Source organism: Autumnicola edwardsiae (assembly GCF_031846505.1).
Lineage (GTDB): Bacteria > Bacteroidota > Bacteroidia > Flavobacteriales > Flavobacteriaceae > Autumnicola > Autumnicola edwardsiae.
In genome coordinates, this window is the sequence record NZ_JAVRHP010000005.1 from 34,422 (window position 1) to 51,274 (window position 16,853).

The window sequence follows — 16,853 nt, forward strand, 5'->3', positions numbered from 1 at the left end:
CAATTATCGGTTTTATACTACATATACAATAAAATTTTCCCGCAGATGACGCCGATTAACTGAGATTTTAAAAAAAGAAATGATGCTGAAGATGGCAGTTATTGTCCTTTTACTATTTAACTGCTTCCAAAAAGCCTGGGCTTCAAAAATGCAATTATTGATTTTAAAATTCTGAATATACCGAAAAGAGTGTGCCTTCAAAATTGCCAATTATCGACCCCCGTTGGATTGGAGGTCCCTGATGCACTCGGCGTCCAGTTCCGGAACACCATTTTCATCGATTAAATTCAGGATTCCACTTCCAAATTCTATGGAAGCCCGCATTAAACAGCCTGAAGTGTTACAATGCCCGTCATTTTCGGGATCTGCGTGGTCAGATTGTGGTTCTGTTCCTATATTTACCAATCCGAACAAATGGCCAAACTCATGATTTAGTACTGCAGCTTCAACAGTGCTCCTGGACGGGGAACCCATGCCGGAAGAAAAGTTTCTAATTGTCTCTTCATAAATAACCATTGAAGTATTTCTGTAAGCCGATCCTAACGTGAACTTGTTGTTCTCGTCACCTTCATGGCTACCATCGGCAAAATAAATGTAAACTGCAATTTCGTCACCGGCGTTATAAACAGTCCGGGTTTCTTTCTCAATTTCAACAACTTCTTCAATAGAAAAAGGCGCTTTTCCAGAAGAAGGGACGGCGCGTAATGAAATATTGATGCCATCGGGTTTAAAAGTCCTCTTTTCGAGAAAAGACTTAAAGCTGTTAAGGGCGGCCTCTGCAGGTTGATTCCCTTCCACATAAACCATTTCTACATTCATGGATTTAAATTCCTCGTCACTCAAAAGTTCCCTTGCCGAATCGCCTAATCCGCGCAAGTTTACGCTTTTGTCTATTCTGTCGCTAAGTTCCTCCTCCTCTGTACTGCAGGAAATGGTAAAGCTTAAAATGCAAAGGATGAGAAGAAATTTATTGATCTTCAAATTTGTAGCATTAAATTTTTTCTTCTCAAAATGCATTTTCTAACCTGTTGCTTTATATTTCGGGCACCTAAATTATAAAATTACTTCTTCTTTGGTTGTAATCTGGCCAGATAATCGTAATGAGGTCCGTTTTTTAACAATTCACAGTCAAAGTTATTGTAATCTGCAATATACTTCAGCGAATCAAAATCTATATAGAGCCAATCAAACGGTTCTGATTTTTCGCCCTTATAACTTAACTGAAACTGAAGTTCTCCAATGTATTTATTTTCTAGTTCCTCATCCCCGTCATCCTGTAAATAATTTAAATCGGAAGAATCTATAAGTAACTGCCCACCGGGATTTAAAATGGATAAAAGATGTTTAAAGAAAAAATTCAGGTTTTTAAGATTTCCAATAATTCCTGTGCCATTCATTAGCATAAGAATAGTATCAAACTTTTGATCTTTAAGATCGAAGAAATTTACATTCCGCGTATCCTTTACTCCTCTTAAATGGCAAATTTCGGTAGCCCCTTCAGAAGTATCTATAGCAGTAACCTGTAACTTTTTTTTGTTCTGAAGATAAAGTGAATGACTGCCTGCGCCACAGCCAACATCGAGAACTTTTCCGTAGCAGGTTTTTAACGCTACCTGTTCAATTTCAGGCATTTCCCTGAAATTTCTGAAGAGATAAGGAACGGGAATTACGTCATCATCAAAATCGGGAGAATGTACAGTAATGTCCGTTTCATCTTTCTGGTGAAAATAAGCGGAAATTGCTTTTCCGAATATATCGTTGTGCTTGTTATTCATATCTTTGCCGTATGCAGGAAATTTTAGAAAACCTTCCGGAAAAGGCCAAAGATAAGCATAAGGAAAATAAGAAATTTTTCTCAAGGCTTAAAAAGAAACCCCCAAAGGACCTGGACAGGCAAATGCAGGACTTGCATGAAGAGGAATTTGCGCAAACCAATTGCCTTGATTGTGCAAATTGCTGTCAAACCACGGGCCCGCTTTTTACCAATAAAGATATTGAAAAAATAAGTAAGCATTTAAAGCTGAAGCCGCAGCAGTTTATTGAGCAGTATTTGCGGGTAGATGAGGATAAAGATTACGTGTTGCAGGAAGTTCCATGCGCATTTCTCGCTCCAGATAATTATTGTCTTATTTATGATGTACGGCCAAAAGCCTGCCGTGAATACCCGCATACCGATCGTAAAGATTTTCATAAAATTTCCAATTTGACTATTAAAAACACAGCTATTTGCCCGGCTGCGTACAATATTGTGGAGAAAATGAAAGCCAGGATAAAATAAATTTCCTGGATTTTTAGGAGGATTTTAAGAGAAATTCTATTTTGCAGGGAACTTCTTGTTTTATGAAAAAAATTACTTTTTTGGTTCTGATCTTCTTTAGTTTTAACTCTTATGCTGCTAACTGGCTTACATCTTTAGAAGATGCCAAGAAGCTGGCCTTGGGCACAAACAAATTTATTATAGTCGATTTTTGGGCAACCTGGTGTGGCCCTTGCAGGATGATGGATGCGGAATCCTGGAAAGATCCTGAAATTGAAGCCTTAATGCAAAATTTTGTTCCGGTAAAAATCGATATTGATCAGGAAAGTGGTTTAGCAAACGAATATAATGTTAGGGCCATTCCAGATGTTTTTATTTTAAACGGAAATGGAGATGTAGTATTTCATAAGAAGGGATACATGTCTAAAGCAGAAGTAGCCAGGCTTTTAAAGGATTATTCGCTTCAGACTTCTTTTGTGCAGATGGAATCCATTGCTTATTTTAAGAGTCAGAAATATCATACTGCACTTAGGCTTGCAAGGAAATATCAGGATTTTAGCCTTTACCTGGAAGAAGACGTGCGAGAAAATGTACTGCGCGTATCTGAGAAATATTTAAAAGATGCGAGTAAACTATTGGACAAAAAGCAGTCTAATTACGATTGGGTAAACCAGCAGATTGAGCTGTTGGAGTTGGTGCCAATTTTGTATTCCGGAGACTACGATAAGGTAGCAAGGAAAATGGCTAGGAACTTTAATCTGGAAGAGATAAATGATAAGAATCTTAGTCTCTACTACTACCTAAATTATTGTTGTTCAAGAGGTATGGATGTTGCGGGAAAATCTGAATGGAAGGAAAGTCTCAGCACCTACGATACCAGTGATGAATTCACTCAAAAAGCTAAAATTCTCTTCGGAGAAATTTAATTGTTGGCAATTACTTAAAGTTGCCATTAATACTGAAGGTTATCTTTTAAATCACAATTCGTTTTATGCAGTTGGAAAACATTACCTTTTTAGGTAACTTTGAACTGAATCTTTACAACGCTCAGGATTGAACGAATTTAAACGAGAAATCGGAATTTATAAGAATCATTTCAAGGATTTTTATTTAAAACAGCCGCTCGCTGTTCGTAAGAAGATTGACTGGACACTTTTGGTTTTAAAAACCACTCGTATTGTGCCAGAAAAATTTTTAAAATATCTTACAAATACGGATGGATTGTGGGAAGTGCGAATTTCAGCAGGAAATGGAATATTTCGCATTTTCTGTTTTTTCGATGAGGGTAATTTAATTATATTATTGAGCGGTTTTCAAAAGAAAACGCAGAAAACACCCAAAAAGGAAATTAAAAAAGCGGAAAGATTAAAAAAGGAATATTTGGAGGGGAAATAATAAAATGAAGGCGGTAACAATATTACAATGCGATATTAGAGTTATGAAAACAGATAAAAGAATAACATCATTTGATGACCATTTGGACGAACAATACGGTAAATCCGGAACTGAATCGCGTGACAAATTCCAGGAAGAATTTGAGACTTATAAAATTGGTGTTTTAATTCAAGAAGCAAGAAAAAAACAGCATCTGACACAAGAACAACTCGCTAAGAAAGTAGGGACGACAAAAAACTATATTTCGAGAATTGAAAATAATGCCAGCGATATCCGACTCTCGACCTTGATGAGAATAATTCGAGAAGGATTAGGCGGAAGCTTAAAATTATCACTTGACGTTTAAAATGAAGTGAAAAAGTTCTAGTGGCAAATGTAAGCTGCAATTGTGGAGATATTGTTAATTCGAGCGTTAGAGTATAAAGTGATATTTATTACGCTACAACAAAACAAGGGAGTTAATACAACAAGTATTGCTCCCTTTTTTGTTGAAAAGCTTCCAGTCCTTCTTTCCAGCTTTTCCTGATTTCTTCGGCTGAAAGTCCGATTTCTATTTGCTGCTGAAGTTTTGTTGTACCCGCAAGTTTGGTGAAGAAGGAATTGAAAAATTGAGATTTGTCTGAAGTATTTTGATAAGCCTGTATTAGCCATTCCAGATTTATTTTTTCCGGAACTTCAATTTTGCTGAGATCTTCTCCAAAGCAGGTTTTTCCAAGGTGTTTCGGATTTTTAGCACCCGGCATTGACTCTGGTGTGTAGGTAAAGTTGTAAACTTCTTTGTTTAGAAATGGAGATCCATAAACCTGAAATTGCTTTTCTGTTCCCCGGCCGGCATTCACATTGGTGCCTTCAAAAAAGCACAGACTGGGATAAAGCTGGATAGCTTGTTCATTTGGCAAATTTGGCGATGGTTTCACAGGAAGAGCATAACTTTTTGAGTGGTTATAATTTTCCATTTCTATAACCTGTAAATCTGCTTTTGCGCCATTTTTAAGCCATCCTTCTCCATTAATCATTTGTGCATATTCTCCCATTGTGAGTCCATGGACCACTGGTACAGGATGCATGCCCACAAAACTTTGGTGCTGCGGTTCAAGAATAGGTCCGTCAATATAATTTCCATTCGGATTCGGGCGGTCAAAAACAAGTACGGGAATGTTATTTTCGGCGGCAGCTTCCATCACATAATGCAGGGAAGAAATGTAAGTGTAGAATCTCGCTCCCACATCCTGAAGGTCAAAAATGAGAATATCAATCCCTTCCAGTTGCGCTGCTGTCGGTTTTTTATTGTTTCCGTAGAGGGAGATAACCGGAAGCCTTGTTTTCGGATCTTTTCCGTCTTTTACAGCCTCGCCGGCATCGGCATTTCCGCGAAAACCATGTTCCGGAGCAAAAACTTTTTGTACGTCAACATTTAAAGCAAGCAGCGAATCTACTAAATGGGTATATTTTTGATTACTTCTCTTAATAAGAGAACTTTGGTTCCCTATAATACCAACTTTTTTTCCTTTTAGCAGAGGTAAATAAGTAGCTGTTCTGTTTGCAGCCAAGACAATTTCTTCAGAAGAAGCGGCGTTTTCTTCTGTTTTTGATGGTACCTGATTTTTGGCAATTTTCGGCTTATTGTGTGTGTTTCCGCAGGAAAGAAAAGCAATAAGAACGAATAAAAATGTACTTTTGAATAACCTTTTAATCATGGAACTGGTTTGAATTTCGAGTTTTTCGTTGTAAAACGGCTTATTAGCACCAAAAAGTATAAAAGTAGTATTTCTGCACCTATAATGAAAATAGCTGTGGTTGCTATTGCTATTGGCGTTATTATGATGTTGCTTTCCTTTGCTGCTTCCCTTGGGCTTCAGGAGAAAATCAGGGATAAAATTGCGGCTTTTAACGGCCATATCAATATTTCCAATTACGATAATAACAGTTCGCAGGTCACGTTGGAGCCTGTTACTAAAAATCAGGATTTTTATCCGGATTTTGAAAACGTAGACGGTATTAGTCATATCCAGGCGGTAGCCACAAAATTTGGCGTAATTCGGACTGCGACAGATTTTGAAGGCGTGATAGTGAAAGGTGTGGGAGAGGATTATAACTGGGAATACTTCAGGGAATTTTTGGTAAGAGGAGAATTGCCAGATGTTGATAGTACTTTAAATGATCAAGTTTTAATTTCAGATTATTTGGCGAACCGCCTTCAGCTTAAAGTTGGGGACCAGGCGCCAACATATTTTTTAAGGGCAGAGAATGAGCGGCCTTTATTACGGGCTTTTGAAATTACGGGGATCTACGATTCAGGTTTTCAGGAGTTTGATGAGCTGTATATGATTGCGGACATAAGGCATATTCAGCGTTTAAACAGGTGGGAAGATGATGAGGTAGGAAATTTTGAAGTTTTTGTCCAGGATTTTGATGAGATTGACAGGAAAGGAAATGAAGTGTATGAGAATACAGGTTCTTTTCTGGATACGCAAACGATTACCCAAAGGTATTATGCCATTTTTGAGTGGATGTCCCTTTTTGATTTTAATACAGCACTTATTATTGGTATTATGATCCTGGTGGCAGGAATTAACATGATCACTGCGCTGCTGGTCCTTATCCTGGAAAGAACACAAATGATAGGTGTTCTAAAAGCTTTGGGAAGTACAGATTGGAATATCAGGAAAATTTTTCTTTATAATGCCGCCTACCTTATTTTCCAGGGTTTGTTCTGGGGAAATTTAATTGGGCTTGGTTTGCTGGTTCTTCAGAAATATTTTAAACTTTTTCCGTTAGATCCCCGCACCTATTATGTGACCGAAGTGCCTGTTTATCTTCATTGGAATTACATTTTGGCAGTAAACGTTGGGACTCTGGTGCTCTGCATGTTGATGTTGCTGATACCTTCAGTAATTATTTCGAAAATTTCTCCGGTTAAAGCCATGAAATTTGAATAATTGCAATTATCGGAACGTATTTTGCTAATTATTTTGCGAATTTAATACTGAACAACGAGGTTTGGGTGCAATTTTTTACCTTTGCCGAACTAAAGAAGAAGCATGGACTATAAAGAAAATATACTAGGTACAATTGGTAACACCCCTTTGGTGAAAATGAATAAAATCACAAAGGACATCGATGCGCTTGTACTTGCCAAATACGAAACTTTTAATCCCGGAAATTCTGTAAAAGACAGGATGGCCCTAAAAATGGTAGAAGAAGCTGAAGAAAAAGGTTTGCTGAAGCCGGGCGGGACAATCATAGAGGGAACTTCTGGGAATACGGGGATGGGCCTTGCACTTGCCGCCATTGTAAAAGGTTATAAAATGGTCTGTGTGCTTTCAGATAAACAAAGCAAGGAGAAAATTGACATTTTAAAGGCAGTGGGCAGTGAAGTGGTGGTTTGCCCTACAGATGTTGCGCCAGAGGATCCGCAATCTTATTACTCGACCTCAAAAAGACTTGCTGAAGAAACGCCAAATTCCTGGTATGTGAATCAATACGACAACTTGGCAAATACCAGGGCGCATTACGAAACCACCGGACCCGAAATCTGGCAACAAACCGATGGTAAAGTAACGCATTTTGTTGTTGGTGTTGGTACGGGAGGCACCATTTCTGGAGTTGGAAAATTTTTAAAGGAAAAAAATCCGGATATTAAAGTTTGGGGAATCGATACGTATGGTTCGGTGTTTAAAAAGTATCATGAAACCGGGGAATTCGACAAAAATGAAATCTATCCCTATGTAACAGAGGGAATTGGTGAGGATATCCTGCCAAAAAACGTAGATTTTAATATAATTGACGGGTTCACCAAAGTAACCGATAAAGATGCGGCAATTTACACCCAAAAACTGGCCAAGGAAGAAGGCTTCTTCCTGGGAAACAGTGCAGGGGCAGCAGCAAAAGGACTGCTTCAGTTAAAAGAACATTTTAAGAAGGATGATGTTGTGGTGGTGCTATTTCACGATCACGGGAGCAGATATGTCGGAAAGATGTTTAATGATGACTGGATGCGGAAAAAAGGCTTTCTGGATGAAGGTCCGGTGGAAGATGAAATTTCCTAAGAATTTAAAGAAGCTGCCCAATTCAGGCAGCTTTTCTGTTTCTTCCTGATTTTCGGAAACTTATATACTGCAAAAAATAGAATAAAAATGTTCCACTGAAATAAATAAGAACATCAAGAAAGTCGGCGGTGTAGCGGGCACTTATTTGCGGCAGTAATAATTCAAAATACACGGCATAAAAAGAAGTGAGGATCAAAATTTGAGGCAGGCTTAATGTGATGGAAGATTTTTTTTCAATAAAGTGAACAGCTTTTAAACATACAGTAAGCACTATAGGCATGCAAAGGAAATCGTTAAGATAGGAGGTTGTCCAGCCGGGAAGGGGAATTCCAAAGAATTTCAGGATTTCGAAGGAGATAAAAGTAAGTACATATATTGTAAAAGAAATGTAAAGAATTTTCATAGCAAAGCTACTGAAACAATAAAAGCCATTAACAGCCCAATGGCCATTACCACAATCCAGACGGTATAACCTGTTTTGGAAAGGGCCCTGATAACTGGATTTTTATGTTTTCTATAAGAGGTTTTATCGATCTTTTTTTTGGAAGCGGCAGATCTACGACTGGCTCTTTCCTCCCTAAAATTATTCTCACTATCCCTTTCGGGATTGGAATTGGATTTGTTCCTTTTTTCAGCCGGCTCTTCCATAGGTTTCTGCTTTATTGTTGAAGAGGTTTAATTCTTCAGTAATAAAAGATAGTTAAAGCGTGCAATTATTCAAAACTATTGCTTGTTTTCAGGGAAGTTTAACTTGCCCTTAAGACTGATTTTTTAAGAGACACAGCTATTTCAGTAAAAGCAGATTAAAAAGTTTTGAGTTATTGAAAAATAGGTTATTTTGAACTTAAATTCTTCCTATGAAAAGAACAATCAGTTTTCTGCTTTTTTTAGTCCTCTTGTCTGCCTGTAGTTCCACTTCAGAAACAGCTAATTCAGAAGTTACAGATTCCGAAGATATGAATTACAGCTACCTGGCTTTGGGTGATTCTTATACTATTGGTGAAAGTGTTGAGGTGAATGAGCGATGGCCGGTGCAGTTAATGGAAGCCCTTAAAGAAAGGGGTTATAAGGTTGCGCCACCAAAAATTATTGCCAAAACGGGCTGGACAACCAGGAATTTGCTTCGTGGTATAGAGGATGAGCTGAATGTACAGCGGGATTTTGATCTGGTTTCTATTCTAATTGGTGTTAATAACCAGTATCAAAATAAACCTATTGATGAATATGAAGAGGAATTAAGGCAGGTTTTTAGAAAGGCTATAAATCACAGTAAAACCAGGGAAAACGGAGTCTTCGCACTTAGTATTCCAGATTATGGTGCAACTCCTTTTGGACAGGCGAATGCTGAAGCTATTTCTGAAGAAATCGATGAATATAATGCGGTTTTTAGAAGGGTGGCTGAAGACTATGAAGTAGATTTTTTTAATATTACTCCTATTTCCCGGGAAGCTGAGAGAGATCCGGACCTGGTCGCTCAGGACGGTCTCCACCCCAGTGGGTTGATGTATAGATATTGGGTTGAGGATATTGTGGCAAAAGTTGCTGAAAAACTTTCAGAATAATATATGTAATTGATTTTCAAAAGGATATTTTGTCTACATTTAGTAGATGCGGGAAGATTTTTTACATTATCTCTGGAAATTCAAAAAGTTTAAATTTCAGGAAGCAAGGACAACCAATGGTGAGGAAATATTAATTTCTGAGGTTGGGATGCATAATCAGCTTTCAGGCCCGGATTTCTTTAACGCCCGGATAAAAATTGGGAAGCAATTGTGGGCTGGAAATGTCGAAATACACATAAAATCTTCAGATTGGTACGCTCATCACCACGAGACTGACGAAAATTATGATAATGTCATCCTGCATGTAGTCTGGCAGCATGATGTGGATATCTTCCGAAAGGAGAATTCCGCAGTGCCCACTTTAGAGTTGGAGAACTTGGTGAATATGAATGTTCTCGAACAATACAATCGTCTTAATTCTACTGATAAAAACTGGATAAATTGCGAGAAATTTTTTCCGGAACTCGACTTGTTTAAGACAGACCGCTGGCTGGAAAGAATGTATTTTGAAAGGCTGGAGGAGAAATCGATGCTAATCACTAACCTTCTTAAGAAAACCGGAAATGATTGGGAAGCAGTGTTGTTTCAGCTGTTGGCCAAAAATTTTGGATTAAATGTGAACGGAGAAGCTTTTCTACAAATAGCAGGAAGTTTTGACTTCAGGATAATTAAGAAGAATTTCAGCAACAAAAAGGTTCTACAGTCACTTTTGCTGGGGCAGGCTGGTTTGCTTGAAAGTGATTATGAAGATATTTATTTCCAGGATCTAAAAAAGAATTACAGATACCTAAAGCACAAATATACTCTTAACAATTCTGGAATAACAAAACCGAGGTTTTTTAGGCTGCGACCCGACAATTTTCCTACTATTCGCTTAATGCAGCTGGCAGAAATCTACGCTTCTGAACAAAATGTTTTCAGGGAAGTAACAAATTTTTCAGATCTCACGGGTTTGATCAGGAAATTCCAGGTTGAGGTAGATGGTTACTGGCTTACGCATTACAACTTTGGAAGAGAACATCGCGAGAGGAAAAAGAAAACAACCTTGAAGTTCATTAATTTGATCCTGATTAACACCGTTATTCCTTTCAACTTTGTTTATGCCCGTAAAATGGGTAAGCCGCTAGAGCCAGTTGTCGAGGTGGCCAGAACATTAATTGCTGAAGAAAACTCTGTTGTTTCAAGGTTTTATGAGCTAAAACCAAATCTTCCCTCAGATGCGCTCCATTCCCAGGCCCTGTTGCATTTAAAAAGGAACTACTGCGATAAAAATAGATGTATGGATTGTGAACTGGGGGTTAGTCTTTTACAATCAAATCTAAAATAATCTTTATTTTTGCACTATGCGCAGCTTCATTTATAATATCCGCTACTTTTTTGAGAGACATGGTTTTTATGTATCTTCCCGTCTCGCAGATAAGTTAGGTATGCGTGCAAAAAGCGTAAGGCTCTTTTTTATATATGCATCATTTTTTACCGTGGGAATAGGTTTTGTGTTTTATCTCATCCTTGCTTTCTGGTTAAAACTGAAGGATTTAGTTTATACAAAGCGGACTTCTGTTTTTGATCTGTAACCAGGTGATCTGTTGGAAGAAGCTTGTGGAACGGGATTTTTGAAAAATATGTTTTAACAATTTCTTTGGAATTTAACTTGTAAAAATTTGAAAAGGGTTAATTTTTTAGCATCTTGCTTCGCGGAAAAATTAACCTATCTAAACTCTTATTGACTATATGAGAAAGTACCTACTTTCGTTCATTCTTTTATTGCCGCTATTATCAGGATTTGCTCAGGAACTTGAAGTAGATGCCGAAGTTGGAAATCCCACGAACATCATAAATGATGGATTTATCGCTCTTGAAGTATCCGGAGGAACTCCTCCTTATTCCTACAAATGGTCTAATCGTAGTACTCCCTTGGAATCTAACCGTGCCGAAGGACTTGTAGAAGGCATACCTTACAAAATTGTAATTACAGACAGTAATAATAATACAAGGACTGTAAATTATACTGTAGAAGCAGAAGCCATAACAGAACATTTTAACGGAACCTTTGTTCCTATTGTGGATAGTATGACGGAGATTCTTTTCTGGGATCCGTTTTCTGCTCTTGGGATTTATGATCCTGTTGTCTATTCAGATATTAAAAAAGTTGCGACACCGGGTTGGGAGCCTAACATTCAAAATAAGTACATACTTAAAGAATGGTTAGTTGAAGAGGGTGCACACGTTAATAACGGGGAACAGATTGCTGTAGTAACCTCTGAAAATGAAGGCGACACAAATGTCTATGCAGAGGCCAGCGGTAATGTAAATTACCTGGTGGAGGAAGGAAATGTAATTTATGATTACGAAAATACAGAGGATTTAATAGAAACAGGTGCACATTACCTGGCAGAAATAGAATATGATGAGCCGGTAATCCTCGCTCACCCCAACGGAGATCCCCAAACAAACGATATCCCTTTTATTGTGGTTTGGCTTATTTTTGGTGCGGCCTTTTTTACTATAAGAATGGGCTTTATTAATATTAGAGGGTTTAAACATGCCCTTGAACTTGCAAAAGGGAAATATGATGATCCCGATGCTCCAGGAAGTATTACTCATTTTCAGGCTCTAACCACAGCAGTTTCGGCTACTGTTGGCTTGGGGAATATTGCAGGTGTAGCTGTGGCTGTATCTCTGGGTGGTGCGGGCGCTACTTTCTGGATGATAATTGCAGGATTACTAGGGATGTCTTCAAAATTCGTAGAATGTACTTTGGGAGTAAAATACAGGTTTATCAATTCTGAAGGAAGAATATTTGGAGGGCCAATGAATTACCTGCGATATGGGCTGGAAAAGCGTAATATGAGAGGACTTGGGAAATTCCTTGCGGGATTCTTTGCAATCCTGGGTATTGGTGCCTCTTTTGGTGGTGGAAATATGTTCCAGGCCAACCAGTCTTTCGAAATTTTGGCGGGTCAGTTCTCCTGGCTTGCCGGAAACGGATTCTGGTTTGGACTTGTGGTTGCCGTTCTTGTAGGAGTTGTAATTATTGGAGGAATTAAGAGTATAGCCAATGTAACAGGTAAGGTGGTGCCATTTATGGCCGGTGTGTATGTATTGGGGGCCCTTATTGTTATAGGTATAAATATTGAAAATATAGGACCTGCATTTAATGCGATTTTCGATGGTGCATTTAGCCCTTCTGCTTTAAAAGGTGGAATAATAGGAGTAATGATTGTAGGTTTTCAGAGAGCTGCCTTTTCTAATGAGGCAGGTGTGGGGTCTGCTGCAATTGCGCACAGTACCGCTAAAACCCACAACCCACCGTCTGAAGGTTTCGTCGCTTTGCTGGAGCCGTTTATAGATACTGTTGTTGTTTGTACCTTAACTGCTTTGGTTCTGATTTTCACCGGAATGCACGAGGTAGAAGGAATAGGGGGTGCACAACTCACTTCTGAAGCTTTTGCAAGTGTTATCTCCTGGTTTCCTTATGTACTTGCCTTAGCAGTATTTCTTTTTGCCTTTTCTACTATGATTTCCTGGTCTTACTACGGGATGAGGTCCTGGACTTACCTGTTTGGAAAAAGTAAAAGAACAGAATTGGTCTATAAACTTCTTTTCCTTGTATTTGTAGTAGTAGGAGCTTCAGTAAGTTTAGGAGCTGTCTTAAACTTTTCAGATATGATGATTCTCGCAATGTCTTTCCCTAATATTATAGGACTTTATATAATGTCTGGGGAAGTACGATCAGATTTGAAGGAATACTTCAGGAAATTAAAAGCAGGAGAGCTTTTTACTAAGGATGGTAAACTTAAGTCCACCTAAGTTTTAATAATAAAATGAAATTTAAATCCCATTTTGTTTTCAGTAGAAGTCAGCAAAATGGGATTTTTCTTTTGGTATGTATCATTATTGCTCTGCAGGTACTTTACTTTACAGTTGCTTTTTCTTCTAATGCTGAAGAGACGCCTCTTTCTTCGGAAGAAATAAAAGTTTACCAGGCGAAGGTGGATTCTATAAAGCTGTTACGTACTTCGAATGATTCTGTCAAGATTTTTCCTTTTAATCCGAATTATATTACCGATTTTAAAGGCTATACTCTTGGAATGTCACCAGATGAGATTGATAAATTACTGCGCTTCCGGGAAAAGGGGAAATGGATAAATTCTTCTGAAAATTTTCAGAAGGTTACGGGAATTTCAGATTCTTTGCTTAGTGCACTTTCTCCTTATTTTAAATTTCCGGATTGGGTACAGGAAAGAAAAACTGCCGGTATTGCTTCCGCAGAAAAAGTAAATAGTATAAAACAAAAGGATCTTAATTCAGCTTCGGCAGAAGATTTGATGAAGGTGAATGGTATTGGAGAAGTATTGGCGGCACGTATCGTTAACTACAGGAGTAAAATAGGCGGATTTATGGGAGATATTCAGTTAAAAGATATCTATGGCCTTACTTTTGAGACGAGAGAAAGTATTCTTCGGAATTACAAAGTCATCCAGAAACCGGATTTTCTTCAGAAGAATATAAATATCCTGAGTGTTATAGAACTTTCGGAGATACCTTATTTTAACTATGAGCTGGCAAGGGAAATTGTCAATTATCGGCAATTGCACGAAGGAATAACTTCTTTTGAAGAGTTGTCGAAAATAGAAAGTTTTCCTTCAGAGAAAATTGACAGGATTAAATTATATTTGACGCTGGATTAAAATAAATATCAAGTACTTTTTAATTGGTATTATGTGGCCTTGCATTTTTTAAAATTGAGGTCCGTGAAAAAAACAGATTATGAACAATATGTATTTTACAGAGGAACATCAACTATTTAGAAAAAGCTTTCAGGATTTTCTTCAGAAGGAAGTAGTTCCTCATATAGAAAAATGGGAGAAGTCCGGTACTATAGAAAGGTTTATCTGGAAGAAATTTGGTGAAATGGGATATTTTGGCCTTAATCAGCCAGAGGAATTTGGAGGGCTTAATCTGGATATTTTTTATACCGTTATCTTTCTGGAAGAACTGCAAAAAATAGATTCTGGAGGTTTTGCTGCCGCAATGTGGGCACATGCTTACCTGGCAATGACCCACGTAAAAACCGAGGGAAGCCAGGAAATAAAAGAGAAATATCTTACTGCGAGTATCGAGGGGGATAAAATAGGATGTCTTTGTATTACAGAGCCTTTTGGAGGGTCTGATGTGGCCGGAATGAAAACTACCGCAGTAAAAAAAGATGATAAGTACATTATCAACGGGTCCAAAACTTTTATAACTAACGGGGTTTATTCAGATTACCTCGTGGTGGCTGCAAAGACAAGTCCGGAGGAGGGAAATAAAGGAATGAGTATTTTCATTATAGACCGCGAAACTCCCGGAATTTCGGCTAATAAACTTGATAAATTAGGTTGGCGTGCGTCTGACACTGCGGAATTGGCCTTTGACAATGTAGAGGTGCCGGTAGAAAACCTTATGGGAGATAAGGATAAGGGCTTCTCCTATATTATGCAGCATTTTGCAATGGAGCGATTGATTATGGGCATTAACGCCCATGCCCGTGCAGAATATGCACTGGGTTATGCAATAAACTATATGTCTGAGCGGGAAGCTTTTGGAAAAACAATTGATAAGTTCCAGGCGTTGCGACACAGCGTGGCAGATATGGCCAGTGAAGTGGAAATGTGCAGGGAATTTAATTACTCTATCGCAAAGAGGCTGGGGGAAGGGCAGTATGTTGTAAAGGAAGCCAGTATGTCTAAACTTTTGTCTACAAGAATGGCAGATAAAGTGATTTACGAATCACTACAGATGCTTGGTGGATATGGTTATATGGAAGATTATCCGCTGGCAAGGCTTTACAGGGATAGCAGATTGGGCCCTATAGGCGGTGGCACCTCTGAAATTTTAAGAGAAATTATCGCTAAGATGATAATTGACAAAAAAGAATATAAGCCGGCAGCGCGGTAAGTTTGAAGTTCAAAGTTTAGTTGGCAGTTCAGAGGTGTCAGTTTGCAGGTTGAAAAAGCTGCAATTTGAATTTGTGCTTGCCTTAAATTGGCAATTATCGATATTGATTAATTCCTGAGGCACTTTTTGGATGTTTTTAATTCAGCACCCAACTTTCAGAATATGTGTTAGTGGGATCAGTGATAAAGAGGATGACCAAAAATGGCAATTATCGATCTGCAGTAGCTTTCGACACGTTTTTTTGATGCTTTTTAGTTCTAAATTTAAAATTCAGCATTCAGAAATAATTTCAGGAAAAGAAGATCAGAAATAAAACAAAATATAATTGCGGATTTAGAGAAATGGTCTATATTTGCAATCTTAAATAATTTTTAAAGAAAGGAGGTGACACTATGTTAATAATACCAGTAAAAGACGGAGAAAATATTGATAGAGCGCTGAAGCGTTTTAAGAGAAAGTTTGATAAAACCGGAACAATGCGTCAGTTGAGAAGCCGTCAACATTTCACAAAGCCGTCAGTAGAACGTAGGGCTCAAATCCAAAAAGCTGAATACATTCAGCATCTAAGAGATCAGGAAGAGATCTAGATTTATTTCTGTAATTCAGGAATTATCCTGTTTCTTTCTCTTGGAAAGGAATGATTAAAAGCCTTTGAAGTCCTGCTTCTTTGGTATGAATATATGAACTGTTGGTAAATTAAAGTTTTATAACTTTGTTTACCAACAGTTTTTTTTATGACCTATTCTCACTTTATCGATTATCTTCAGCTTGAAAAGAATTATTCGGCTCATACTGTCACAGCTTATAAAAATGATCTGGAATCATTTTCAGAATTTATTCTTCAGGAATATGAAGAAGAGGATATTTCCAGAATAAGTTATCAGGAAATACGAAACTGGATCGTGCGGCTGGTTGACAGCGGGATTTCGAACCGTAGTATTAATCGGAAAATATCTTCTTTAAAATCATATTACCGTTTTCTCCTTAAGACAAAACAAATAGAATTTTCGCCTTTGGCAAAACATAAAGCCTTAAAGACGGGCGGAAAGGTGCAGGTTCCGTTTTCAGAAAAAGAAGTGGGTAGTGTTTTGGATTTCGTTGATGGTGATGATTTTAGCAGTATTCGCGACAAATTGATTATCGAACTCCTTTATTCCACCGGAATACGGCGTGCTGAATTAATCGAGCTGCAGATCAATGATGTAGATATCAAAAACCAAATGCTGAAGGTCTTAGGTAAATGGAATAAGGAGCGTTATTTGCCATTATTACCATCTGTTCTTGAGACTATAGAAATTTACCTGGATAAAAGACCGGCAACGGCAGAACACACGGGAACTAGTTATTTTTTTATAACAGATAGTGGGAAGAAACTTTATGAAAGTTTTGTTTATCGACTTATTAATAATTATTTTAGTAAGGTTTCTGGTAAGTTAAAGAGGAGCCCTCATATTTTACGCCACTCATTTGCTACTCATTTGCTCAATAAGGGTGCGAATCTTAATGCTGTAAAAGAACTATTGGGTCACTCGAGCCTTGCTTCAACCCAGGTTTATACTCATAACAGTATTTCGGAACTATCTAAAGTGCACCAATTAGCTCACCCCAGGAATAAGAAAGATTAATTTCAACCATTTGTTTAACTAAATC

At 37.9% G+C, this 16,853-nt stretch carries 19 protein-coding genes; 14 read left to right on the forward strand and 5 right to left on the reverse strand.

The window, feature by feature from the left end; translation table 11 throughout:
• Positions 1-210: 210 nt before the first annotated feature.
• Entirely contained in the window at positions 211-981 is a 771-nt protein-coding gene (locus RM529_RS01925; RefSeq protein ID WP_311483062.1) for a hypothetical protein, read from the reverse strand.
• Between the two features lie 80 nt (positions 982-1,061).
• Positions 1,062-1,775 carry a class I SAM-dependent methyltransferase gene (locus RM529_RS01930; RefSeq protein ID WP_311483063.1) on the reverse strand — a complete coding sequence of 238 codons (714 nt, stop codon included), beginning with the start codon at positions 1,773-1,775 and terminating at the stop codon, positions 1,062-1,064.
• Positions 1,776-1,786: 11 nt separating this feature from the next.
• On the opposite strand from RM529_RS01930, the gene RM529_RS01935 reads away from it, so the two are divergent.
• From RM529_RS01935 to RM529_RS01950, 4 genes are all read left to right on the forward strand, one after another.
• Positions 1,787-2,278, forward strand: coding sequence for a YkgJ family cysteine cluster protein (locus RM529_RS01935; RefSeq protein WP_311483064.1), 492 nt, complete (start codon positions 1,787-1,789; stop codon positions 2,276-2,278).
• A gap of 62 nt (positions 2,279-2,340) precedes the next feature.
• Positions 2,341-3,183, forward strand: coding sequence for a thioredoxin family protein (locus RM529_RS01940; protein ID WP_311483065.1), 843 nt, complete (start codon positions 2,341-2,343; stop codon positions 3,181-3,183).
• A gap of 127 nt (positions 3,184-3,310) precedes the next feature.
• Positions 3,311-3,652, forward strand: coding sequence for a type II toxin-antitoxin system RelE/ParE family toxin (locus tag RM529_RS01945; RefSeq protein WP_311483066.1), 342 nt, complete (start codon positions 3,311-3,313; stop codon positions 3,650-3,652).
• A 43-nt stretch (positions 3,653-3,695) separates the two neighbouring features.
• Positions 3,696-3,998 carry a helix-turn-helix domain-containing protein gene (locus RM529_RS01950; protein WP_311483067.1) on the forward strand — a complete coding sequence of 101 codons (303 nt, stop codon included), beginning with the start codon at positions 3,696-3,698 and terminating at the stop codon, positions 3,996-3,998.
• Between the two features lie 112 nt (positions 3,999-4,110).
• Here RM529_RS01950 and RM529_RS01955 read toward each other — a convergent pair whose 3' ends face one another.
• Positions 4,111-5,349: an exo-beta-N-acetylmuramidase NamZ family protein gene (locus RM529_RS01955; protein WP_311483068.1), complete on the reverse strand. Its 1,239-nt coding sequence runs from the start codon at positions 5,347-5,349 to the stop codon at positions 4,111-4,113.
• A gap of 9 nt (positions 5,350-5,358) precedes the next feature.
• Between RM529_RS01955 and RM529_RS01960 the strand changes: the two genes are divergently transcribed.
• Together RM529_RS01960 and RM529_RS01965 are read left to right on the forward strand one after the other, a co-directional pair.
• The gene (locus tag RM529_RS01960) at positions 5,359-6,591 is read left to right on the forward strand and encodes an ABC transporter permease (protein ID WP_311483069.1); all 1,233 of its coding nucleotides are present in this window, start codon (positions 5,359-5,361) and stop codon (positions 6,589-6,591) included.
• A gap of 102 nt (positions 6,592-6,693) precedes the next feature.
• Positions 6,694-7,701: a PLP-dependent cysteine synthase family protein gene (locus RM529_RS01965; protein WP_311483070.1), complete on the forward strand. Its 1,008-nt coding sequence runs from the start codon at positions 6,694-6,696 to the stop codon at positions 7,699-7,701.
• Between the two features lie 22 nt (positions 7,702-7,723).
• Here RM529_RS01965 and RM529_RS01970 read toward each other — a convergent pair whose 3' ends face one another.
• Positions 7,724-8,104 (reverse strand): hypothetical protein, encoded by a 381-nt coding sequence (locus tag RM529_RS01970; RefSeq protein WP_311483071.1) that lies wholly within the window; start codon positions 8,102-8,104, stop codon positions 7,724-7,726.
• A complete protein-coding gene (locus RM529_RS01975) occupies positions 8,101-8,349 on the reverse strand; it encodes a hypothetical protein (protein ID WP_311483072.1) in 249 nt (82 codons plus the stop codon). Before RM529_RS01975 ends, RM529_RS01970 begins: the two co-directional genes overlap by 4 nt.
• A gap of 209 nt (positions 8,350-8,558) precedes the next feature.
• Between RM529_RS01975 and RM529_RS01980 the strand changes: the two genes are divergently transcribed.
• The 8 genes from RM529_RS01980 (at position 8,559) to RM529_RS02015 (ending at position 16,828) form a co-directional block, all read left to right on the forward strand.
• Complete coding sequence (locus RM529_RS01980) at positions 8,559-9,263, forward strand: SGNH/GDSL hydrolase family protein (protein ID WP_311483073.1); 705 nt, start codon at positions 8,559-8,561, stop codon at positions 9,261-9,263.
• A 46-nt stretch (positions 9,264-9,309) separates the two neighbouring features.
• The gene (locus tag RM529_RS01985; RefSeq protein WP_311483074.1) at positions 9,310-10,590 is read left to right on the forward strand and encodes a DUF2851 family protein; all 1,281 of its coding nucleotides are present in this window, start codon (positions 9,310-9,312) and stop codon (positions 10,588-10,590) included.
• A gap of 16 nt (positions 10,591-10,606) precedes the next feature.
• On the forward strand, positions 10,607-10,837 hold the full coding sequence (locus RM529_RS01990) for a PspC domain-containing protein (protein ID WP_311483075.1): 231 nt from the start codon (positions 10,607-10,609) through the stop codon (positions 10,835-10,837).
• Positions 10,838-10,994: 157 nt separating this feature from the next.
• Positions 10,995-13,073 carry an amino acid carrier protein gene (locus RM529_RS01995; protein WP_311483076.1) on the forward strand — a complete coding sequence of 693 codons (2,079 nt, stop codon included), beginning with the start codon at positions 10,995-10,997 and terminating at the stop codon, positions 13,071-13,073.
• A 14-nt stretch (positions 13,074-13,087) separates the two neighbouring features.
• Entirely contained in the window at positions 13,088-13,954 is an 867-nt protein-coding gene (locus RM529_RS02000; RefSeq protein ID WP_311483077.1) for a ComEA family DNA-binding protein, read from the forward strand.
• 79 nt (positions 13,955-14,033) lie between these two features.
• Positions 14,034-15,203 (forward strand): acyl-CoA dehydrogenase family protein, encoded by a 1,170-nt coding sequence (locus RM529_RS02005; protein WP_311483078.1) that lies wholly within the window; start codon positions 14,034-14,036, stop codon positions 15,201-15,203.
• Positions 15,204-15,595: 392 nt separating this feature from the next.
• Entirely contained in the window at positions 15,596-15,790 is a 195-nt protein-coding gene (gene rpsU / locus RM529_RS02010; protein ID WP_311483079.1) for a 30S ribosomal protein S21, read from the forward strand.
• A gap of 147 nt (positions 15,791-15,937) precedes the next feature.
• A complete protein-coding gene (locus RM529_RS02015; protein WP_311483080.1) occupies positions 15,938-16,828 on the forward strand; it encodes a tyrosine-type recombinase/integrase in 891 nt (296 codons plus the stop codon).
• The last annotated feature ends 25 nt before the right edge of the window (positions 16,829-16,853 follow it).